Raw genomic sequence first — 21,622 nt, forward strand, 5'->3', positions numbered from 1 at the left:
GTGGATCCCACGGGGCCGGGGCGCCGTCGTGTCCGGGGGAGTGGGCGTCAGGCGGTGCGCGGGGGTGCGGCCGTGGAGCCGCGGACGACCAGGTCGACGGGGAGCTCGGGGGCGTCCCAGCTGCGGCCGTCGAGGACGGCGAGGAGGGCGTTCATGCCGTGTTCGCCGACCTGCTCGGCGGGGAGGGCGACGGTCGTGAGCTCGGGCTCGACGGCGGTGGCCAGGGCGAGGTCGTCGAAGCCGGTGACGGAGAGGTCGTCGGGGACGCGCAGACCGAGGCGGCGGGCGGCCTTGCAGGCGCCGGCGGCGAGGATGTCGTCGTCGCAGACGATGGCGGTGGGGCGGTCGGAGGCCGCGCTGTGGCGGGTGAGGGCGGCCTCGGTGGCGGCGCGGGCGGCGTCGACGGTGAGGGCGGCGCGGGTGCGCGCGAGCCGGGTGCCGGGGGTTTCGGCGAGGGCTTCCGCGACGGCCAGGGCGCGGACGTGGAAGGTCCAGGTGTCGACGTCCGCGGCGAGGTGGAGGACGTGGCGGTGGCCGAGTCCGACCAGGTGGCGGGTGGTCCGGCGGATGCCGTCGGCGATGGCGAGGTTGACGTACGCGGCCGCTCCGCCGGCGGCGGGGTCGCTGTCGAGCATCACGAGCGGGAGGTCGGCGCCCTTGATGGTCTCGAGGGCGTCGACGGCCATCGACGAGGCGATGACGCCGTCGAGGGCGGTGCGGGCGGAGGCGAAGGGGTCGCGGGCGGGGCCGATGCCGCCGGGGCTGGGGTTGGGGTAGAGGACGACGCCGAAGTCGTGGGCGGCGGCGACGCGGGCGGCGCCGGTGTAGACGCGGGCGAAGAACTCGTTGGTGAGGGCGGGGACCACGAGCAGGGCGGTGCGGGTGGTGCCGAGCCGTAGGCCGCGGGCGGCGAGGTTGGGGCGGTAGCCGAGCTCGGCGGCGGCACTGCGGACGAGGTCGGCGGTGCGGGGGGAGACCCGGCCGGTCCACTTGTCGCCGAGGACGAGCGAGACGGTGGCCTGGGAGACGCCGGCGGCGCGGGCCACGTCACGGCTGGTGGGCCTCGTCACGTTCTGCCTCCAAAGGGCCTGGTCAGGGGATCCGGGGTGGACCGGTCGGCTGGGGTCATGGTACGTATGACTTCTGAAGTTATACGTAAAACCCCGGCGGGTGCCGGGCGGGAAGGTGGCGGGGATGGCCGCGGGATACGCGGAGCTGCTCAGGACTCGGTACGCGGCGCGGCTGCTGGTGGGCACGCTGGTGGGCCGGCTGCCCACGGCGACGGCGAACATCGCCATCGTGCTGTTCATCCGGGCGGAGGGCGGCAGCTACTCCCTCGCGGGCGCGCTGGCGGCCGCTTACGGCCTGGCCACGGCGGTGGGCCAGCCGCTGCTCGGCCGGGCGGTCGACCTGTACGGGCAGCCGCGCGTCCAGCTCCCGGCGGCGGTGGTCTCGGCGCTGGCGATGGGCGTCCTGGCGATGGCCGGCACCGGCTCGCTGGTGCTGGCGTACGCGGCGGCGGTGGTCGCCGGCCTGTTCACGCCCCCGCTGGAGGGCGGCCTGCGGGCGTTGTGGCCGAGCGTGCTGGGCGGCCGCGAGGAGCGGGTGCACCAGGCGTACGCGATGGACGCCGTGGCCCAGGAGATCATGTACACGGTCGGTCCGCTGCTCGTGACGCTGCTGGTGGCGCTGTGGTCCCCGGCGGCCGCGCTGATGGTGATCAACCTGCTGGGCGTGCTGGGCGCGCTGGCGGTGGTGACCGCGGAGCCGGCCCGGGTCTGGCGCTCGGCGCCGCGCGAGGCGCACTGGCTGGGCGCGCTGCGGTCCAAGGGGCTGCTGGCGCTGCTGACGGCGTTCTTCTTCGTGGGCTCGGCGCTGGGTTCGATCAGCGTGGCGGGCGTGGCGTACGCGGACGACCACGGCGGCCAGGCGGTGTACGGCTGGCTGATGGCGGCCGTGGGCCTGGGCGCCCTGATCGGCGGCGTGGCGTACGGGGCCCGGCAGTGGGCCGGCGCGCCGGAGCGGCGGCTGCGGGTGCTGGTCGGGCTGCTGGCGGCGGGGTACGTGCCGCTGCTGCTGGTGCCGGGTCCGTGGGCGATGTCGGCGCTGGCGGCGCTGGCGGGCGTGTGTCTGGCGCCCTCGCTGGCGTGTGCGTTCCTGGTGGTGGACCGGCACGCACCGACCGGCACGGTGACCGAGGCGTTCTCGTGGCTGGTGACGTTCTTCGGCGTGGGTGCGGCGATCGGTACGGCGGCGGCCGGTCCGGTGGCGGAACTGGCGGGCACGGCGGCGAGCTTCGCGGTGGCCGCGGGCGGCGGCGCCGCCGCGTTCGTGGTCCTGATGGTGACTCAGCGGGTGATGGCGACGGGCGGCCGGAGCGTGGCCGTGGCGGTCTCGGAGCCGACCGTCGAGGCCGGGGACCGGGCCGCCGACGCGGCGACGGACCGGGCCGCGGACACGGCGGCGGGCGTGTCCGCCTAGCGACGCGGGCCCTTGGGGCGTACCGGGCGGAAGGCCCGTCGGCGGTGGCGCCGGCGGGCCTTCCGCGCGTCCGCGCCCGCCGTGTCGCGAGGGCGTCGCGCGGCCCGGTCGGGAAAATGATCGAAACGGCGCCGCCGAACCCGGTTTGCGAGCAGTGCGGAAGGCGTAATGTTCAGACATGGACCGCCGCATTTTCGGGCTGGAGAACGAGTACGGCGTCACGTGCACGTTCAGGGGACAGCGCCGACTGTCTCCTGACGAAGTGGCGCGCTACCTCTTCCGCCGTGTCGTGTCATGGGGCCGCAGCAGCAACGTGTTCCTGCGGAACGGTGCCCGCCTGTATCTGGACGTGGGTTCGCATCCGGAATACGCAACTCCCGAATGCGACAACGTGACCGAACTGGTCACCCACGACAAGGCCGGCGAGCGCATTCTCGAAGGTCTGCTGGTGGACGCGGAGCGTCGCCTGCACGAGGAGGGAATCGCGGGCGACGTCTATCTCTTCAAGAACAACACCGACTCGGCGGGCAACTCGTACGGTTGCCACGAAAACTATCTGGTGGCGCGGCACGGGGAATTCTCCCGGCTCGCGGACATCCTGATCCCGTTCCTGGTGACGAGGCAGCTGATCTGCGGCGCGGGGAAGGTGTTGCAGACCCCGCGCGGTGCGGTCTACTGCGTGAGCCAGCGTGCGGAGCACATCTGGGAGGGCGTCAGCTCGGCGACCACCCGCTCGCGCCCCATCATCAACACCCGTGACGAGCCGCACGCGGACGCCGAGCGCTACCGCCGCCTGCACGTCATCGTCGGCGACTCGAACATGTCGGAGACGACGATGCTGCTGAAGGTCGGGGCGACCGACCTGGTGCTGCGGATGATCGAGGCGGGGACCGTGATGCGGGACCTGACCCTGGAGAACCCGATCCGGGCGATCCGCGAGGTCAGCCACGACATCACGGGGCAGCGCAAGGTGCGGCTGGCCAGCGGCCGGGAGGCCTCGGCGCTGGAGATCCAGCGGGAGTACTTCGACAAGGCCGTGGACTTCGCCGAGCGCCGCGGGATCCGTACGGGCACGGTGGAGCAGGTCCTGGAGCTGTGGGGCCGCACGCTGGACGCGGTCGAGGCGCAGGACCTGGACCGGATCGACACCGAGATCGACTGGGTCATGAAGTACAAGCTCATCGAGCGGTACCGGGCCAAGCACAACATGACCATGTCGAACCCGCGGGTGGCGCAGATAGACCTGGCGTACCACGACATCCACCGCCGGCGGGGCCTGTACTACCTGCTGGAGCGCAAGGGCCAGGCGACGCGGGTGTGCAACGACGTCAAGATCTTCGAGGGCAAGTCGGTGCCGCCGCAGACGACTCGGGCGCGGCTGCGCGGGGACTTCATCCGCCGGGCGCAGGAGCAGCGTCGGGACTTCACGGTGGACTGGGTGCACCTGAAGCTCAATGACCAGGCGCAGCGGACGGTGCTGTGCAAGGACCCGTTCCGGTCGGTGGACGACCGGGTGGAGAAGCTGATCGCGGGCATGTGACCCGTGGTGCGGCGGGCCGGGCGGTGTGTCGTCCGGCCCGCCGCGGTGCGCGTCCTCCGTGGTGCGGGCCCCGTGCGTTCTCGTGCGGGGCCCTCGGCACGCCTTAGAGTGGCGGCGACCGATGTGCCGTGAGAGAGATCTGAGGAACACGTGCGCCGACTTGCCGGCCTGCTGGTCGTCCCCCTTCTGCTGCTGTCGACTGCGGCGTGCGGGGACGACAAGGAGGGCTCCGACTCCGCCAAGACGTCCGACGGCGCGCCCGCGATCACCGCGGGTGCGAAGTTCGGGGAGAAGCCGACCCTCGCGAAGGGGGAGGGGAAGCCGCCGAAGCAGCTGAAGGTCGTCGTCCTCTCCGAGGGCAAGGGCCCCGCCCTGAAGAAGGGCGATGCGACCGATGTGAACTACTACGGTCAGCAATGGGACAAGGACAAGCCGTTCGACAACAGCTTCGACCGCGGCGAGCCGTTCAACCTGACGATCGGCGCCGGCGGCGTCATCAAGGGCTGGGACCAGGGCCTGGAGGGCCAGAAGGTCGGCAGCCGCGTCGAGCTGGTGATCCCGCCGGAGCTGGGTTACGGGGCGCAGGGCCAGGGTGACATCAGCCCGAACGCGACGCTGGTGTTCGTGGTGGACATCCTGAAGGCGAAGCAGATCCCGGCGTCCGCGCAGGGCAAGGTCGTCCCGCAGGAGGACAAGAACCTGCCGGTGGTGGGGACGAACACCGACGGCAAGGCTCCCGAGCTGACGATTCCGAAGGTCGCCGCGCCGACGAAGCTCGTGTCGAACTACGTGCTCGAGAGCGCGGGCGCGGTCGTGAAGCCGACCGACAAGGTCGCCGTGAAGTACGTGGGCAAGCTGTGGAAGGACGGCAAGGTCTTCGACAGCACCTACGCCACGGGCACCGGCAACCCGGTGACGTTCCCGCTCGACCAGCTGACGCTGAAGGGCCTGAAGAACGGCATCGTGGGCAAGAAGGTGGGCAGCCGCATCCTGCTGGTCATCCCGCCGGACCAGGGTCTGGGCAACAAGGAGTCCAACGGCATTCCGGCCAACTCGACCCTGGTGTTCTCGCTGGACATCCTGGCCGTGATGTAAGACTGTCCGGGTTGCCCAGCTTCAAAAGTTTCAAGGAGCAGTGTCTGTGAACATCGAGAAGCCCGAGATCGACTTCCCCGAGGGTCCGGCCCCGACCGATCTCGAGATCGTCGACATCTGGGAGGGCGACGGCGCCGTCGCCAAGAAGGGCGACTTCGTCAAGGTCCACTACGTGGGTGTCGCCTTCTCCACGGGCGAGGAGTTCGACGCGTCCTGGAACCGCGGCACCCCGCTGCAGTTCCAGCTCGGTGTCGGCCAGGTCATCGCGGGCTGGGACCAGGGCGTGCAGGGCATGAAGGTCGGCGGCCGCCGCAAGCTGACGATCCCGGCGCACCTCGCGTACGGCGACCGCGGCGCGGGCAGCGCCATCGCCCCCGGCGAGACGCTGATCTTCGTCTGCGACCTGATGGGCGTCTGATCCGTCCGATCGCGATCGCTTGAGGGACCCCCGCCGCCCGGCGGGGGTCCCTCGCTTTTGTCCGGGCGCGCCGGGGCGGTACGGTCAACGGTCACAAGGACTTTGAGAGGGGCGAGGGGCGTCGTGGCGATTGCCAAGGCCGAGCGGCTGATGAATCTGGCACTGTGCCTGCTCGGCACCCGCCGACCGCTCAGCAAGCGGGAGCTGCGCGGCTCCATCGAGGCCTACATGGAGGCCGGTACCGACGACTCCTTCAACCGCATGTTCGAGCGGGACAAGGACGACCTGCGCGAGCTGGGCCTGGTGATCGAGACCGTCGAGGCGCTCGACGGGGAGATCGGCTACCTGGCGCGCCGGGACAGCAACCGGCTGCCGCCGGTGTCGTTGGACGCCGAGGAGGCCGCGGCCCTGGGGCTGGCGGCCAAGGTGTGGCAGCAGGCCCGGCTGGCGGGCGCCGCGAGCGGCGCGCTGCAGAAGCTGCGGGCCGCGGGCATGCCGGAGGCGGGGGACCCGTACGAGGGCCAGCACAGCGCCATCGAGCCGCGCATCCCGGTGCACGAGGCGGCGTTCGAGCCGCTGATGCTGGCCTGCCGCGACCGCCGGCCGGTGACCTTCGACTACCGCAAGTCCAACGCGGTGCGCCCCGAGCAGCGCCAGGTGGAGCCGTGGGCGCTGGAGTGCTGGCGCGGCCAGTGGTACCTGGCCGGCTTCGACCGGGAGCGGGGCGCGGAGCGGGTGTTCCGGCTGTCCCGGATCACCGGGAAGGTGAAGTCGCGGGCCGGGAAGTACACGGCCGACGTGCCGGACGTCGTGACCGTGCGCGAGACGGTGGCGAGCTGGGCCGGCGAGACGGCGGACCGCTCGGCGCGGATCCGGCTGCGCCAGGGCGCGGGGTACCCGCTGCGGGCCCGGGCGACGGCCGTACGGGACGCCGGTGGCGGCTGGGACGAGCTGGAGATCCCGTACGGGCACGGACTGGACGCCTGGCTGGTGGAGTTCGGGCCGGACGTGATGGTGCTGGAGCCCGCCGATCTGCGGGCCGACGTGGTGGACCGGCTGCGCGCCGTGGCCAAGGGCTGAGGGGGACTCGAACGACATGGCCGCCAACGCCATCGACCAGACCCGGCGGATGCTGTCGCTGGTGACGTACCTGCGGGAGCGCCCGGGAGCGCGGATCGCGGACGTCGCCCGCGCTTTCGGGATCAGCGAGGACGAGCTGATCTCGGACCTCGACGTGCTGCCCATGTGCGGGACGAGCTTCCGCGGTGGGGACCTGCTGGACATCGACACCGACGGCGAGCGCATCTGGTGGCGCAACCCGGACGCGTCGGGCGAGTCCACGGCGGAGCCGCTGCGGCTGGCCGCCGACGAGGCGACCGCGCTGCTGGTGGCCGCGCGGGCCGTGGCGACGCTGCCGGGCCTGCGCGAGAGCGACCGGCAGGCGCTGCTGCGGGCCACCGCGAAGCTGGAGGCGGCGGCCGGTGAGGCGGCTGGGGCCAGCTCCCGGCTGAACGTGACCTTCGAGTCCGAGGGCGGGGTCTTCGCCGACGTCGACCGGGCGATCTCGGAGCGGCGCCGGCTGTGGCTGCGCTACTACTCGCCGGCCCGTGACGAGCTGACCGAGCGCACGGTCGACCCGATCCGGCTGTTCGCGGTGGGTCACACGTACATGGAGGGCTGGTGCCACCTCTCGGAGGCGCGGCGCACCTTCCGGCTGGACCGGGTGGCCGAGATCCGGCTGCTGGACGAGCGCGCCGAGCCGCCGGCGATCGAGCCGCGGGACCTGTCGGAGGGGCTGGTGCAGCCCTCGGCGGAGGACCCGGAGGTGGTCGTCGAGGTGGGGCCCGGCGGACGGTGGGTGGCCGAGTACTACCCGCACGACAGCGCCCGCGAGCTGGCGGACGGCGGCCTGCGGATCACGCTGCGCACCCCGGATCCGGCCTCCTTGCGCCGGCTGGCGCTGCGGCTGGGCCGGGACGGGCGGATCGCCGCCCCGCAGGAGCTGGCGGACAGCGCGCGGAGGGCGGCCCGGGAGGCGCTGGCGGCGTACGAGGAAGAGCACTGAGGCCGGGCGGGGAAGCGCACCGGGGCGGTACGAGGAACTGAGGGGGACGCGCGGATGAGGATGGTGCAGTTCAAGGCCGCCTGCCCGGACTGCCGGGCGCGCTTCGAACTCGACGCGGGCCAGTTGCGGCTGGCCATCGGGGGCAGCCGGCGCAGCACCTTCTACTCCTTCACCTGTCCCGAGTGCGGGGTGGCCGTGCGCAAGCCGGCGGGGGAGCGGATCGTCGAGCTGCTGACCGGCGGCGGCGTGCGGACCCTGCGCAGCGTCTGAGTAGGCTCGTCCCCATGCTGTGGCCGATGCTCGCAATTGCCCTGGGTTTCCTCGGACTGTCCGTGCTGGGCGTGCTCGCGATCCGCGTGTACGTCGAGGTGCGGCGACTGGCCCGCCAGGTGGACCGGGCCAGCCGGCGGATCGCCGGCGCGGCGGGCGACCTGGAACGGGCCGCGGTGGACCTGGCCCGGACCGGCGGCGACCTGCATTAGCACAGCCTTCGGTATTCGACCGCAATACCGTGGTCTCCACCCCGCGAGACGGGCGAGGTATTGTCGGATGCCGCGCCCCGTTCTGCCCCGCAGGGGCGGCCACCGGGAGTACGCACGGGCGTTGCACCGTGTTTGCACTCGGCGGTTACGATCACTGCGATCCACTGGGCCGGAACCGACCGTCCGGCCGGTAGAGAACCGACCGACCCGCCGCCTCCGTGAGAAGGTACCGCTTATGTTTGGAAGGCTCGGCGCACCCGAGATCATCCTCATCCTCGTCGTCATCATCCTGCTGTTTGGCGCGAAGAAGCTTCCGGACATGGCTCGGTCCCTGGGCAAGTCCGCTCGCATCCTCAAGAGCGAGGCGAAGGCGATGAAGTCCGAGGGCCAGCAGACCGCGCCCACCGGTCCGGCCCCCGACCCGGCCCAGGACCAGCCGGCTCCCCGCACCATCCAGGCCGCGCCCGGTGACGTGACCAGCGCGCGTCCGGTGACCGAGCCGACCGACACCACCCAGCGCTGACACCCCGCCCGCGCTGACACAGGGCCATACGCAGCCGTCGGAAACCGGCGACGGCCTGCCGCACGAGATGAGGACGTGGGTTGCTCAAGTCTGCCCGCAAGCAGGAGAAGGACCCCGAGGGGCGGATGCCCCTCGTCGAGCACCTGCGTGAACTCCGCAACCGGCTCGCGAAGGCGCTGCTGGCGATCGTCGTCGTCACGATCGTCGCGGCCTTCTACTACCGCGGGATCATCGAGCTCTTCACCAACCCGATCCTGAAGGCGGTGGGCTGCGAGTCCACCTTCGCGGAGCTGGCGAAGCAGCGGGACGGGACGTGCGCCCGGATCGTGCTCAACGGCCTGCTGACGCCCTTCACCCTGGCGCTGAAGGTCTCCCTGATGGCGGGTGTCACCCTCGCCTCGCCGATCTGGCTGTACCAGCTGTGGGCCTTCGTCGCCCCCGGTCTGCACCGGTCGGAGAAGCGGTACGCGCTCTCGTTCGTGGCGGCCGGCTTCCCGCTCTTCCTGTGCGGCGGCTACTTCGCCTACGAGACGCTGCCGACCATGGCCCAGGCGATGATCAGCCTGTCGCCGGCGGACCTCGACAACCAGCTGCCGCTGGACGACCTGCTGGACCTGATCACGCGCATGGTCGTGGTCTTCGGCCTCTCCTTCGAGATGCCGCTGCTGCTCGTGCTGCTCAACTTCGGCGGGGTGATCACCGGCAAGCGGATGCTCGGCTGGTGGCGGGGCATGATCCTCGGCATCACGGTGTTCGCCGCCGTCGCCACGCCCAGCACCGAGCCCATCAGCATGCTGGCCCTCTCGGTGCCGATCTGGGTGCTGTACTTCGCGGCCACCGCGATCGCGCTGCTCAACGACCGGCGCAAGGCCCGCCGCGAGGCCGAGGGCCCCGGCGACGACGAGGCCTCCGACCTGGACCTGACCCCCGAGGCGGTCGGCGAGGTCGAGCCGGTGGGCGCCGTGCCGTCGCTGCCCGAGCAGGCCGACGGCGGCCGGTCCCGGATCAACGGCTACGACGATGCCACCTGACCGACCCCGACCCCCGCAGCCCGCCTCCCGGGCGACCGGGCGGGCCACCGGGTCCTCCATCCCACCGCGCGACCGCGGCCGGGGCGCACACCGCGCCGCCGGCCGCTTTCGCGTTTCCTGGCGTGTTCGGGTGCAGAACGGCCGCTGTACGGGTACTGACCGGTTTGTCAGACCTTCAGTAAAGATCGCGACGGCTGTCAGAGGGGCCGGGTAGTCTCGGAGACAAGATGACAGAGGATCTCTCACCCGCCGAGCGGTACGCCGCCGCGCGGATCCGCGCCGCCGAGGAGGCCACCGCGCTGGCCCCCTTCCGCGAGCTGTACGACTTCGGGCTCGACCCCTTCCAGATCGAGGCCTGCCGGGCCCTGGAGGCGGGCAAGGGCGTGCTGGTGGCCGCGCCCACCGGCTCGGGAAAGACGATCGTCGGCGAGTTCGCCGTGCACCTGGCCCTGCAGCAGGGGCGCAAGTGCTTCTACACCACCCCCATCAAGGCCCTGTCGAACCAGAAGTACGCGGACCTGGTCAAGCGCTACGGCGCCGAGAAGGTCGGCCTGCTCACCGGTGACAACAGCGTCAACTCCGAGGCCCCCATCGTGGTCATGACCACCGAGGTGCTGCGGAACATGCTGTACGCCGGCTCCCAGTCGCTGCTGGGCCTGGGGTACGTGGTGATGGACGAGGTGCACTACCTCTCCGACCGCTTCCGCGGCGCCGTCTGGGAGGAAGTGATCATCCACCTCCCCGAGTCGGTGACCCTGGTGTCGCTGTCCGCGACGGTCTCCAACGCCGAGGAGTTCGGCGACTGGCTGGACACCGTCCGCGGCGACACCGAGGTGATCGTCTCCGAGGAGCGGCCGGTCCCGCTGTGGCAGCACGTCATGGCCGGGCGCCGGATCTACGACCTCTTCGAGGAGGAGAGCGACCACGGCGGCCGCGGCTCCGCCCGCCGCGAGGTCAACCCCGACCTGCTGCGCATGGCCCGCATGGAGAACAGCCGCACGTACAACCCGCGGGACCGGCGGCGCGGCAAGATGGTCCGCGAGGCCGACCGCGAGCGCGAGCGGCGGGCCCGCAACCGGGTCTGGACCCCGGGCCGGCCCGAGGTCATCGAGCGCCTCGACAGCGAGGGCCTGCTGCCCGCCATCACCTTCATCTTCAGCCGCGCCGGCTGCGAGGCGGCCGTCCAGCAGTGCCTGTACGCGGGGCTGCGGCTGAACGACGACGCGGGGCGCCTCCGGGTCCGCGAGATCGTCGAGGAGCGCACCGCCTCCATCCCGGCCGAGGACCTGCACGTCCTGGGCTACTACGAGTGGCTGGAGGGCCTGGAGCGGGGCATCGCGGCGCACCACGCGGGCATGCTGCCCACCTTCAAGGAGGTCGTGGAGGAGCTGTTCGTCCGCGGCCTGGTCAAGGCCGTCTTCGCCACCGAGACCCTCGCGCTGGGCATCAACATGCCCGCCCGCACGGTGATCCTCGAGAAGCTCGTCAAGTGGAACGGCGAGCAGCACGCCGACATCACCCCCGGCGAGTACACGCAGCTGACCGGCCGGGCCGGCCGGCGCGGCATCGACGTCGAGGGCCACGCCGTGGTGCTGTGGCAGCGGGGCATGGACCCGGCCGCGCTCGCGGGCCTGGCGGGCACCCGTACGTACCCGCTGCGCTCCAGCTTCAGGCCCTCGTACAACATGGCCGTGAACCTGGTCCAGCAGTTCGGCCGGCACCGCTCGCGGGAGCTGCTGGAGACCTCCTTCGCGCAGTTCCAGGCCGACCGCTCGGTGGTCGGCATCTCCCGGCAGGTGCAGCGCAACGAGGAGGGCCTCAGCGGCTACAAGGCGGGCATGACCTGCCACCTCGGCGACTTCGAGGAGTACGCCCGGCTGCGCCGCGACCTCAAGGACCGGGAGAACGAGCTCGCCAAGCACGGCGCCGCGCAGCGCCGGGCCCAGGCCGCGGCCTCGCTGGAGAAGCTGAAGCCGGGTGACGTCATCCACGTGCCGACCGGCAAGTTCGCGGGCCTGGCGCTCGTCCTGGACCCGGGTGTGCCCGGCGGGCGGTCGAACGGCCACCGCGGGTACGAGTACCAGGAGGGCCCGCGCCCACTGGTGCTGACCGCGGAGCGGCAGGTCAAGCGGCTGGCCGCGATCGACTTCCCGGTGCCGGTGGAGGCGTTGGAGCGGATGCGGATCCCCAAGTCCTTCAACCCGCGCTCCCCGCAGTCCCGCCGCGACCTGGCCTCGGCGCTGCGGACCAAGGCCGGGCACATCGAGCCCGAGCGGCACCGGCGCGGCCGGGCCGCCGCGGCCGACGACCGCGAGATCACGCGGCTGCGGGCCGAGCTGCGGGCGCACCCCTGCCACGGCTGCGACGAGCGCGAGGACCACGCCCGCTGGGCGGAGCGCTACCACCGGCTGCAGCGGGACACCAAGCAGCTGGAGCGGCGCATCGAGGGCCGGACGAACACCATCGCCCGGACCTTCGACCGGATCCACCGGCTGCTCACCGAGCTGGACTACCTGCGCGAGGACGAGGTCACCGAGCACGGCAGGCGGTTGGCGCGGCTGTACGGCGAACTGGACCTGCTGGCCTCGGAGTGCCTGCGGGAGAAGGTCTGGGAGGGCCTGACCCCGGCGGAGCTGGCGGCCTGCGTGTCGGCGCTGGTGTTCGAGGCGCGGCAGTCCGACGACGCGGTGGCGCCGAAGCTGCCGGGCGGCGGCGCGAAGGCGGCGCTGGGCGAGATGGTGCGCATCTGGGGCCGGTTGGACGCCCTGGAGGAGGAGCACCGGATCAACCAGGCCGAGGGCGTGGGCCAGCGGGAGCCGGACCTCGGCTTCGCGTGGGCGGCGTACCAGTGGGCCTCGGACAAGAGCCTCGACGAGGTGCTGCGCGAGGCGGAGATGCCGGCCGGCGACTTCGTGCGCTGGTGCAAGCAGGTCATCGACGTCCTGGGCCAGATCGCGGCCGCGGCCCCGGCCGAGGGCAGCACGGTGGCGAAGAACGCCCGCAAGGCGGTCGACGCCATGCTGCGCGGCGTGGTGGCGTACAGCTCGGTCGGCTAGGGATCCGAAAAGGCAGGCCCTAGCGGTCCTGCTGCGGAGGAGGGGCCTCCCAACCCGGGAGGTCCTCCCAGGCCTGCAGGGTGCGGGAGGACGCGAACCGGTGCGCCAGGCCCGTGACCGGGTCGGTGAACTCCAGTGTGCGGGCCAGGAGTTGGAGGGGCCGGCGGTAGTCGTCGGGGGCCGGGTCGAGGACGGCCGGGTAGACCGGGTCGCCCAGGATCGGCACGCCCAGGGCGTTCATGTGCACCCGCAGCTGGTGGGTGCGCCCGGTGGCCGGGGTGAGCCGATAGCGGCCCAACCCCGCCCGGTGGGCCAGGAGTTCGACGCGGCTCTCGGCGTTCGGCTCGCCCGGCAGCTCCTCGGCGGCCATCACCCCGCGGGTCTTCTCGATCCGGCTGCGCACGGTCCGCGGGAGCGCCAGGGCGGGGTCGTACGGGGCGACCGCCTCGTACTCCTTGCGCACGCGCCGGTCCTGGAACAGCCCCTGGTACGCGCCCCGGTCGGCCGGCCGCACGCTGAACATCACCAGGCCCGCGGTGAGCCGGTCCAGCCGGTGCGCGGGGCTCAGCTCGGGCAGGCCGAGCCGGTGGCGCAGCAGGGCCAGCGCGGTCTGGATGACGTGGCTGCCGCGCGGGGTGGTGGCCAGGAAGTGCGGCTTGTCGGCCACCAGCAGGTGGTCGTCGCGGTACAGCACCGGCAGCGGGAACGGCACGACCGGCTCGGCCGGCAGCTCCCGGTGGAACCAGACGAACGCCCCCGCCGTGTACGGGTCCCCGGGGCGGACCGGGGTGCCGTCGGCCCCGTACACCTCGCCGCGCTCCAGCAGTCGCGCCATGGCGCCGGCCCCGGCGCCGCCCTCGTACCGGTGGCGCAGGTACGTGCCCGGGTCCGGCCACTCGCCCTCCGGCAGCCGCAGCCGCACCGGGTCGATGCCGAGGCGCTGGGGGAGGGGCGAGGGGGGAAGCGGGGCTCTGCGTCTCATCCCGGCCAAGGCTACGGGGTGCGGCGGCGGGGCCGCGGGGCGGGCGCTCAGTGGGCGCGTTGGAAGGTGCCCAGGCCGTTCGCGTCCAGGTACTCGACGCGCACCGTGCCGTCCTTGAAGAACACCCCGGTGCGGCCGACCGCGTTCTCCCCGACGGTCTCGAAGCTGAACGTGTCGCCGTCGTAGTGCGTCAGCGGGAAGGCCAGCGGCTTCGGGCCCAGGTGCAGGACGAGCCCTCCGCCGCCGCCGGGCTCGGCGGTGACGGTCAGCCTGCCGTAGTACGGGTTGTCGTACGTGCCCGTGTACGCGCTGTCGGCGCGGGCGGGGCGGGCGTCGGACGGTGGGTGGGCGTAGTCGGTCTTCGAGTTCCCCGTCGGGTTCAGCTGTTCCTCGTAGGCCTTGGCCACCACCGGCAGCCAGTCGCGGGTCGGCTTCCCGTGCTCGACGGTGTCGAAGAAGTTCAGGGCGACGACGTCGGCCTGGCCGACGGGGGCGCCGTTGGTGAGGACCACGATGCCGAGGTGCTCGTCCGGGACCATGGTGACGTTGGTGTTGGCCCCCAGCGCGAACGCGCCGGAGTGGCTCAGGTGCAGCCGCCCCTTGTCGTCGTTGCGGACGTTCCAGCCCAGGCCGTAGAAGCCCGGCATGGTGTTCGCGGCGGGCGGGTGGGTCACGATCTGCGGCACGTGCGTGGCCGCCAGTCCGTCGGCGTCGATGACCTGCTTGCCGTCGAGCTTGCCGTCACCGAGTTGCAGGCGCAGCCAACGGGTCATGTCCCGGGCGGTGGAGCTGACGCCGCCGGCGGGGGACTGGGCGTCGGGATCGCGCTGGTAGCGCGGGGTCCAGGTGCCGTCGGGATCCTTGACGTGCGTGAGCGCGCGGTCGGGGGCGTTGACGTAGTCCTCGTAGCGGGAACTGGTGTGGTTCATTCCCGCCGGCTTGTAGAGGAGGTCGTCGGAGAGCTTCTCCCACGGGACGCCCTTGGACTGGGCGACGGCCTCGGCGGCGTCGGTGAGCCCGAAGTTCGTGTACGCGTAGCTGGCGCGGAACGGGGCCAGCGGCTCGTAGCGCAGGTGGGACAGGATGTACGAGCGGTCGTAGCCGAGGTCCTCGAGGAGGTCACCGGCGTGGTCCGGCAGGCCGGAGCGGTGGGAGAACAGGTCGGCCGCGGTGACGTGCTCGCTGACCCAGGGGTCCTTGAGGGTGACTCCGGTCAGCGGCTTGTCCCAGCCGTCCGCGCCGATGGCGCCGGCCACCACGGTGGAGGCCAACGGCTTGGAGACCGAGGCGAGTTGGAAGACCGTGTCGGGGTCGATCTTCTTCGCCGGGTCCTCGGTGCTGCGGACTCCGTATCCCTTGAGGTAGACGACCTTGTCGTTCTGCACGACACCGACCGCGACGCCGGGGACGCCCGTGCGGCGCATGACCTCCTCGACCTGGGAGTCGAGCTTGCCGAGGGCGCTGCGGACGGGGTCGGGCGGCGGGGTGGGGCTGGGTGCGGCGGTGGCGGCTGCCACGGCCCCCGCCGCCAGGGTGAGCCCGGTGGCGAGTGCCAGTCCTCTGCGTCGGTGGCGCATGGTCCCATTGAACGACGGTCGACGGGCGCGCGCGCGTCGGCGGGGCCGGGTCTCCGGCCCCGCCGGGTCAGGACTCCTGCTCGGCCTCGACCTGGGCGTTCCAGGCGCGCTTCGTGTTGCGCCAGGCCTCGTCGGTGTGGCCGAGGCGCCAGTAGCCGGAGATCGAGAGCCGCTCGCGCGGCACGCCGCGCTCCAGGCGCAGGTGGCGGCGCAGCTCCTTGACGAAGCCGGCCTCGCCATGGACGAAGGCGTGCACCGAGCCGACCGGGAAGTCCAGGCCGGTGACGGCCTCGACGAGGCGCTGGCCCACCGGGCGGTCGCCCCGGTGCAGCCACACCGGCTGCACCCCGTCGGGCGTGGCGACCTTCACCTCGTCGGCCTTGCCCTCGACCTCGATGAAGCAGCGCACCTGCGCGCCGGCCGGCATCCGCTCCATCGCCGCCGCGATCGCCGGCAGTGCGCTCTCGTCGCCGACCAGCAGGTGCCAGTCCGCCGCGGCGTCGGGGGCGTAGCCGCCGCCCGGGCCGAGGAAGTGCACCCGCTCGCCCGGCCGCGCCCGCGCGGCCCAGGGGCCGGCCAGGCCCTCGTCGCCGTGCAGGACGAAGTCGATGGTGAGCTCGCGGTGGGCCGGGTCCCAGGACCGCACGGTGTACGCGCGCTGGCGCGGCCACTGCTCGCGGGGGAAGGAGGCGCGGATCTCCTCCATGTCCCAGGGCTCGGCGTAGGTGACGCCGTCGGCGGGGAAGAGCAGCTTCACGTAGTGGTCGGTGAACTCGCCCGCATCGAAGCCGGCCAGTTCCGGTCCGCCCAGCACCACACGCACCATGTGCGGACCGAGCCGCTCGGTGTGTACGACGGTGGCCGTGCCGACCATGCGTGTGCGCGCCTCCTTGAGGGCCACTACTCCTGCCACGGTGGTACCCCGTTTCCCCTGACGTGTCACTTAGGTTTGCCTAACCTAGCACCTCAGGCCCGAAGTGTGGAGAGCAACCTTTCGACCGCTCCACCCAGACCCCAGCGTCGTACCAGGTCGGAGAGGGCCTCGGGGTCCGCCGGAGCCTTCGGCAGTGTGGGGTCGAACGACGGAAGCGGAACGTCGGAGGCCACCTTGACGACCTTGGGGGCGACCGCCACGTACGGCCGCGCCTCGTCGAGGCGTCGGCGCTGCGCCGGGGTCAGCTTCGACGCCGGATCGTCGACCGCGGCCATGATCCCGTCGAGGCTGCCGTAGGCGTCGAGCAGCTTCGCGGCCGTCTTCTCGCCGATGCCGGGCACGCCCGGCAGGCCGTCGCTCGGGTCGCCGCGCAGCAGCGCCAGGTCCGCGTACCCGGGGCCGTCGACCCCGTACTTCTCGGCGAGGACCGCCTCGTCGGTGATCTGGAGCGTGCCCACGCCCTTGAGGGGGTAGAGCACGCGCACCTGCCGGGCGTCGCTCACCAGCTGGTACAGGTCGCGGTCGCCGGTGACGATGTCCACCGGGCCGGTGGCCCGGCCGGTCAGCGTGCCGATCACGTCGTCCGCCTCGTACCCGGCGACGCCCACGCGTGCGATGCCGAGGGCGTCCAGTGCCGCCTCGATCACCGGCACCTGCGGGGCGAGGGTGTCGGGGACCTCCTCCTCGTCCGGTCCCGCCGCCGTCTCCACGGCGACGCGGTGCGCCTTGTAGGAGGGGATGAGGTCGACCCGCCAGTGCGGCCGCCAGTCGGCGTCCATGCACGCCACCAGCTCGTCGGGGTGGTGGTCCTGGACGAGCCGCGCGATGAAGTCGAGCAGCCCGCGCACGGCGTTGACGGGCGTCCCGTCGGGGGCGCGCACGGAGTCGGGGACGCCGAAGTAGGCGCGGAAGTAGAGGGAAGCGGTGTCGAGGAGCATCAGGCGTCGGGTCACGCTGACGATGATGCCGCAGCCCGCCCGCGGCCCCGGCGCGCACGCGGGCGGCCACGCTGCGTGAGCGTACGGATGCGGAGTTCGCCGTGCGCGCGAATCCGGGGGCGGAAGCTGCGTAAGGTGCTTACAGCACACCCATGTGCGACCGGACCAAGGGGAGGGCAGCCCCGGCCATGGACGAGAAGGACAGGGACAAGGACAAGGAGAGGGACGGCAAGGAACCGCTTCGGGTGGGTGCCGCCGTCCGCAAACGGCGCCGGCAGCTCCAGCTCACCCTCGCCGCCGTCGCGGCGCGCAGCGGTCTCTCGGTGCCGTTCCTCAGCCAGATAGAGAACGAGCGGGCCCGGCCCAGCATGCGCTCCCTCGAACGGGTCGCGGACGCGCTGGAGACCACCGCCGTCGAACTGCTGGAGGCCTCCGACGGGACCCGTACCGTCGACCTCGTGCGCGCCGGCGAGTCCTCCGGGCTCGCCCCCGCCGGGGTGCGCCCGCTCGTCCACGGCCACCACCAGCTGCACGCGCTGGAGTTCACCGGCGAGCAGGACGCGGGCCGCGAGTACCAGCACCGCAACGACGAGCTGATGTACGTGGTCGAGGGCTCCTGCCAGGTCGAGGCCGAGGGCCGGGCCTACCGGCTCGAGGCCGGGGACTCGCTGTTCCTGTCCGGCGGGGTGCGCCACCGCTGGCGGTCCACCGGGGAGGGCACCCGGCTGCTGGTCGTGGCGGTCGGCGACCACGTCGACGCCGTCACCGAACCCCCCGGCCGGTGAGCCCGGGCCGGGGCCCCAGGGTCGTCTCCCTCGTGCCGTCGCTCACCGAGGCCGTCGCCGCGACGGCCCCGGGGCTGCTGGTCGGCGCCACCGACTGGTGCAGCCACCCGCCCGGCCTGGACGTCGTACGGATCGGCGGGACGAAGAACCCGGACGTGGCCGCGGTCCTGGCCCTGCGCCCGGACCTGGTGGTCGCCAACGAGGAGGAGAACCGGGCCCCGGACCTCGACGCGCTGCGCGCGGCGGGCGTCGAGGTGCTGGTCACCGAGGTGCGCGCGCTGCCCGACGCCTTCCGGGAGCTGGAGCGCGTGCTGGTGGCCGGCTGCGGGCTGTCCCGCCCGGCCTGGCTGGACGCGGCCGAGGAGGCCTGGGCGTCGGTGGTGCCGGCGGGGGAGTGGCGCGCGGTGGTGCCGATCTGGCGGCGGCCCTGGATGGTGCTCGGCCGCGACACCTTCGCCGGCGACCTGCTGGCCCGGCTCGGGGTGCGCAACGTGTACGCCGACCACGCCGAGCGCTACCCGAAGGTGCCGCTGCCGGAGCTGGTGGGCTCCGGCAGCGACCTGGTCGTGCTCCCCGACGAGCCGTACGCCTTCACCGCGGCGGACGGCCCCGAGGCCTTCCCGCACGTGCCGGCCGCCCTCCTCAGCGGCCGGCACCTGACCTGGTACGGGCCCTCGCTCGTGGCGGCCCCGGCGGTGCTCAGCGCGGGGCTGCGAGCAGCCGTCCGCTGAGCAGCCCGCTCAGGGTGTGGGCGGCGGCGGCCAGCCAGGCCAGCACCAGCAGGGCGTAGAGCCCGGCGGCCAGCCACTCCAGGGCGACCAGTCCGGTGTGCCGGGCGAGGCCGGCGGCACCGGTGACGCAGGTGCCGACCGGGAAGGTGAAGGCCCACCAGGTCATCGCGAAGCCCATGCCCCGGCGGGCGGCCCGCACCACCAGGGCGGTGGCCAGGGCGAGCCACAGCAGGGCGAAGCCCATGACGGGGACGCCATAGACGACGGCGAACACGGACAGGCCCTCGGCGTAGGGGGCGCCGATCGCGCGGGGGGCCTGGTCGGCGAGCTGGTTGACGGCGGTGGTCGACTGGCCCAGCGGGCCGAGCACCAGGAACAGGGTCGGGGTGAGCGCCAGCGGCAGCGGCCCGCCGACGATCAGCCGGCCGAAGATCAGGGGCAGCATCAGAAGGGTGGCCAGCAGGCTGACGCCGAACATGGCGTAGCAGGCCAGCAGCAGGGCCTCGCGGGCCTGGCCGGCGGCCAGGTGCGGGATCAGCAGGGGGCCGAGCGCGGCCGAGACCATGGGGGCGACCAGCGGCAGCAGCCACACCGGGCTGGCGGAGCCGGCCCCGACCTCGTGGCGGGCCACCATCAGGTACGGCACGGCCACGGCGGCCACCAGGCCGATGGCGGTGCCGGCCACGTACAGCACGGTGTCCACGGCCACGGCCGGGCCCTGGCCGATGAGGTCCCCGCCGACCAGCAGGGTGCCGCCGCCGACGGCCAGCAGGGCCATCGACAGGCAGCCGTAGAAGGGGGCGACCGCCGGGTCCAGCAGGTGGGCGCGGGCCTGGTCGCGGTGGTGCAGCCAGTGCCCGGCGCGGGCGGCCAGGACGGTGGCCAGCGCGGCCACCGACAGGGCCCACATGACCTGGCAGAACCCGCGCAGGCCCGGGAACTGGTACGGCAGGCCGGCGCCGGCGTTGGCGATGATGGCCGTGCCCATGACGGAGGCGTACCAGTTGGGACCGAGGTGGCGCAGGGCGGGGAGCCGGCGCCGCTCTTCCCGCCGTTCGGTTGCGGCGGTGAGGGTGCTGGGGTGGTGCATGACGGTGGCCATGGCCCCAGCGTCGCCCCGGGGAAGCGGACGCAGTAGAGATGATCTCCCTATGGGCCCATAAACTGGATTTATGAGTGACGGAACGTCCAGGGGCGGGGGTGCACCGGCCGCGCCGCTGTCCCACCGGGTGCCCGACCTGGGATCGCTGGAGCTGCTGCTGGCCGTGGCCCGGCTGGGCAGCCTCGGAGCCGCGGCCCGCGAACTGGGGATCACCCAGCCGGCCGCCAGCAGCCGGATCCGGGCCATGGAGACCCGGCTGGGGGTGTCCCTGGTCGAGCGCTCGCCGCGCGGCTCGCGGCTGACCGAACAGGGGGCGCTGGTCACCGACTGGGCCCAGCGGATCATGGAGGCGGCGGCCGCCTTCGACGCCGGGGCGCAGGCCCTGCGCGGGCGGCGCGACTCGCGGCTGCGGGTGGCCGCCAGCCTGACGATCGCCGAGTACCTGCTGCCGGGCTGGCTGATCGCGCTGCGCGCGGAGCGGCCGGGCACCGCGGTGTCGCTGCAGGCCGGCAACTCGGCGGCGGTCGCCGAGCGGGTCCTCGCGCGCGAGGCGGACCTGGGGTTCGTGGAGGGGCGTACGGTGCCCGACGGCCTGGACTCGGCGGTGATCGCCCATGACCGGCTGGTGGTGGCGGTGGCGCCCGGACACCCGTGGGCGCGGCGGGCCGCGGGGGTCCCGGCCCACGAGGTGGCGGCCACACCGCTGATCCTGCGGGAGCGGGGTTCGGGCACCCGGGAGGTGCTGGGGGCGGCGCTGGCCGCGTACGGCGGACTGGCGGACCCGCTGCTGGAGCTGGCTTCCACCACGGCCGTGAAGGCGGCCGCGGAGAGCGGGGCCGGGGCGTGCGTGCTGTCGGAGCTCGCGGTGCGCGAGGAGCTCACCGCCCGCCGGCTGGTGGTCGTACCGGTGGCGGACACGTTGCTGGAACGGTCGCTGCGGGCGGTCTGGCCCGGGGGCGCCCGCCCCGCCGGCCCGGCCCGCGACCTGCTGTCGCTGACCCGCCGGCGGGGGTAGGGGGTGTCCGTTCCGCCGGGGCACGGGCGGGCCCGGAAGGACGGGCCCGCCCCGACCCCGAAGGGACGGCCTACGCCACCGGGGCCGGCGCGGGAGCCGCGGCGGGGGCCGGCACCGCGGCCCGGGCGGTGGCGGCGGTCTCGACGAGCGAGCGCATCACGCGCAGGTCCGTGCCCCGCTCGGGATGCCACTGGACGCCCAGGACCCACTGCGCACCGGGGAGTTCGACGGCCTCCACGGTGCCGTCGTCGGCCCAGGCGGAGACGACGAGCCCGCGCCCCAGGGTCTCGACGGCCTGGTGGTGGTAGGTCGGCACGTCGGTGGGCTCCGGCGCCAGCGCGCCGTACCGGGTGCCTGCCACCGGCGCCACGCGGTGGTCGCACATGACGCCGGGAGCCTCCACATGGCCGTCGATGTGCTGGACGAGGGTCCCGCCGAGGGCGACGTTCAGGGCCTGCATGCCCCGGCAGATGCCCAGCAGCGGGATGCCGCCGTCCTCCAGCGCGGCGCGGATCAGCGCCAGCTCCCAGGTGTCGCGGGCCGGATTGGGCGCCCCGGTACGGGGGTCGCGGTCGGCCCCGTAGTGCGCCGGGTCGATGTCCGGGCCGCCCGCGACGACCAGGCCGTCGAGCCGGGTCAGCAGCTCCGCCGCCCGCTCGGGATCGTCCGGCGGCAGCAGGACCGCCGTACCGCCCGATGCCTGTACGTACTCGTGGTAGCCGGACGGCGTCAGGGCCGCCGGTACGTCCCACGGGCCGTAGCGGGCGGACGCCTCGAGGTAGGTGGTGATGCCGATGAGCGGCCTGGGCACAGCGGGAACCTCCCGGAGCAGGGGCGAGCGGGTCGCGGCGGGGTGGGGTCGGTCGG

At 73.2% G+C, this 21,622-nt stretch carries 21 protein-coding genes; 14 read left to right on the forward strand and 7 right to left on the reverse strand.

The genetic code is table 11. The annotated features are described in order from the left end of the window. Positions 1–47: 47 nt before the first annotated feature. Positions 48–1,070 (reverse strand): LacI family DNA-binding transcriptional regulator, encoded by a 1,023-nt coding sequence (locus ACIQCH_RS14665; RefSeq protein ID WP_402581042.1) that lies wholly within the window; start codon positions 1,068–1,070, stop codon positions 48–50. Positions 1,071–1,194: 124 nt separating this feature from the next. Between ACIQCH_RS14665 and ACIQCH_RS14670 the strand changes: the two genes are divergently transcribed. From ACIQCH_RS14670 to ACIQCH_RS14720, 11 genes are all read left to right on the forward strand, one after another. After that, the gene (locus ACIQCH_RS14670; RefSeq protein ID WP_402581043.1) at positions 1,195–2,481 is read left to right on the forward strand and encodes an MFS transporter; all 1,287 of its coding nucleotides are present in this window, start codon (positions 1,195–1,197) and stop codon (positions 2,479–2,481) included. Between the two features lie 178 nt (positions 2,482–2,659). Beyond that, the gene (gene pafA / locus ACIQCH_RS14675; protein ID WP_402581044.1) at positions 2,660–4,021 is read left to right on the forward strand and encodes a Pup--protein ligase; all 1,362 of its coding nucleotides are present in this window, start codon (positions 2,660–2,662) and stop codon (positions 4,019–4,021) included. A gap of 150 nt (positions 4,022–4,171) precedes the next feature. Further along, positions 4,172–5,116, forward strand: a complete 945-nt coding sequence (locus ACIQCH_RS14680; protein WP_402581045.1) for an FKBP-type peptidyl-prolyl cis-trans isomerase — start codon at positions 4,172–4,174, stop codon at positions 5,114–5,116. 46 nt (positions 5,117–5,162) lie between these two features. Next, the gene (locus ACIQCH_RS14685; protein WP_402581046.1) at positions 5,163–5,534 is read left to right on the forward strand and encodes an FKBP-type peptidyl-prolyl cis-trans isomerase; all 372 of its coding nucleotides are present in this window, start codon (positions 5,163–5,165) and stop codon (positions 5,532–5,534) included. A 123-nt stretch (positions 5,535–5,657) separates the two neighbouring features. Then, positions 5,658–6,614, forward strand: a complete 957-nt coding sequence (locus ACIQCH_RS14690; protein ID WP_402581047.1) for a helix-turn-helix transcriptional regulator — start codon at positions 5,658–5,660, stop codon at positions 6,612–6,614. Between the two features lie 16 nt (positions 6,615–6,630). Beyond that, a complete protein-coding gene (locus ACIQCH_RS14695; RefSeq protein WP_030192983.1) occupies positions 6,631–7,599 on the forward strand; it encodes a YafY family protein in 969 nt (322 codons plus the stop codon). Positions 7,600–7,653: 54 nt separating this feature from the next. After that, the gene (locus ACIQCH_RS14700; RefSeq protein ID WP_030192981.1) at positions 7,654–7,869 is read left to right on the forward strand and encodes a hypothetical protein; all 216 of its coding nucleotides are present in this window, start codon (positions 7,654–7,656) and stop codon (positions 7,867–7,869) included. Between the two features lie 14 nt (positions 7,870–7,883). Continuing rightward, the gene (locus tag ACIQCH_RS14705) at positions 7,884–8,081 is read left to right on the forward strand and encodes a hypothetical protein (RefSeq protein WP_402581048.1); all 198 of its coding nucleotides are present in this window, start codon (positions 7,884–7,886) and stop codon (positions 8,079–8,081) included. 235 nt (positions 8,082–8,316) lie between these two features. After that, positions 8,317–8,604, forward strand: a complete 288-nt coding sequence (tatA, locus tag ACIQCH_RS14710; protein ID WP_030192976.1) for a Sec-independent protein translocase subunit TatA — start codon at positions 8,317–8,319, stop codon at positions 8,602–8,604. A gap of 80 nt (positions 8,605–8,684) precedes the next feature. After that, positions 8,685–9,635, forward strand: a complete 951-nt coding sequence (gene tatC, locus ACIQCH_RS14715; protein WP_402581049.1) for a twin-arginine translocase subunit TatC — start codon at positions 8,685–8,687, stop codon at positions 9,633–9,635. A 227-nt stretch (positions 9,636–9,862) separates the two neighbouring features. Beyond that, entirely contained in the window at positions 9,863–12,691 is a 2,829-nt protein-coding gene (locus ACIQCH_RS14720; protein WP_402581050.1) for a DEAD/DEAH box helicase, read from the forward strand. Between the two features lie 19 nt (positions 12,692–12,710). Here the strand turns inward: ACIQCH_RS14720 and ACIQCH_RS14725 are convergent, their stop codons facing one another. The 4 genes from ACIQCH_RS14725 to ACIQCH_RS14740 all read right to left on the reverse strand — a co-directional run bounded on the left by ACIQCH_RS14725 (position 12,711) and on the right by ACIQCH_RS14740 (position 17,122). After that, positions 12,711–13,673: an RluA family pseudouridine synthase gene (locus ACIQCH_RS14725; protein ID WP_402581051.1), complete on the reverse strand. Its 963-nt coding sequence runs from the start codon at positions 13,671–13,673 to the stop codon at positions 12,711–12,713. Positions 13,674–13,720: 47 nt separating this feature from the next. Next, entirely contained in the window at positions 13,721–15,250 is a 1,530-nt protein-coding gene (locus ACIQCH_RS14730) for a serine hydrolase (RefSeq protein WP_402581052.1), read from the reverse strand. A gap of 67 nt (positions 15,251–15,317) precedes the next feature. Continuing rightward, positions 15,318–16,124 carry a siderophore-interacting protein gene (locus ACIQCH_RS14735; RefSeq protein ID WP_402581140.1) on the reverse strand — a complete coding sequence of 269 codons (807 nt, stop codon included), beginning with the start codon at positions 16,122–16,124 and terminating at the stop codon, positions 15,318–15,320. Positions 16,125–16,216: 92 nt separating this feature from the next. Beyond that, complete coding sequence (locus tag ACIQCH_RS14740; protein ID WP_402581141.1) at positions 16,217–17,122, reverse strand: 5'-3' exonuclease H3TH domain-containing protein; 906 nt, start codon at positions 17,120–17,122, stop codon at positions 16,217–16,219. Positions 17,123–17,310: 188 nt separating this feature from the next. On the opposite strand from ACIQCH_RS14740, the gene ACIQCH_RS14745 reads away from it, so the two are divergent. Both ACIQCH_RS14745 and ACIQCH_RS14750 read left to right on the forward strand, forming a co-directional pair. Continuing rightward, positions 17,311–17,907, forward strand: a complete 597-nt coding sequence (locus tag ACIQCH_RS14745) for a helix-turn-helix domain-containing protein (RefSeq protein ID WP_402581053.1) — start codon at positions 17,311–17,313, stop codon at positions 17,905–17,907. A gap of 32 nt (positions 17,908–17,939) precedes the next feature. Continuing rightward, positions 17,940–18,638, forward strand: a complete 699-nt coding sequence (locus tag ACIQCH_RS14750) for a helical backbone metal receptor (protein WP_402581054.1) — start codon at positions 17,940–17,942, stop codon at positions 18,636–18,638. On the opposite strand, the gene ACIQCH_RS14755 is transcribed toward ACIQCH_RS14750, so the two are convergent. After that, entirely contained in the window at positions 18,607–19,740 is a 1,134-nt protein-coding gene (locus ACIQCH_RS14755; protein WP_402581055.1) for a TDT family transporter, read from the reverse strand. The genes ACIQCH_RS14750 and ACIQCH_RS14755 overlap by 32 nt on opposite strands. 70 nt (positions 19,741–19,810) lie before the next feature. Here ACIQCH_RS14755 and ACIQCH_RS14760 point away from each other — a divergent pair, with 70 nt between their 5' ends. Further along, complete coding sequence (locus tag ACIQCH_RS14760; protein ID WP_402581056.1) at positions 19,811–20,755, forward strand: LysR family transcriptional regulator; 945 nt, start codon at positions 19,811–19,813, stop codon at positions 20,753–20,755. Between the two features lie 70 nt (positions 20,756–20,825). On the opposite strand, the gene ACIQCH_RS14765 is transcribed toward ACIQCH_RS14760, so the two are convergent. Continuing rightward, positions 20,826–21,566, reverse strand: a complete 741-nt coding sequence (locus ACIQCH_RS14765) for a gamma-glutamyl-gamma-aminobutyrate hydrolase family protein (RefSeq protein ID WP_402581057.1) — start codon at positions 21,564–21,566, stop codon at positions 20,826–20,828. Between the last annotated feature and the right edge of the window lie 56 nt (positions 21,567–21,622).

The sequence above is a fragment of the Streptomyces sp. NPDC093225 genome (genome assembly GCF_044753805.1).
In the GTDB taxonomy this organism is placed as follows: Bacteria; Actinomycetota; Actinomycetes; order Streptomycetales; family Streptomycetaceae; genus Streptomyces.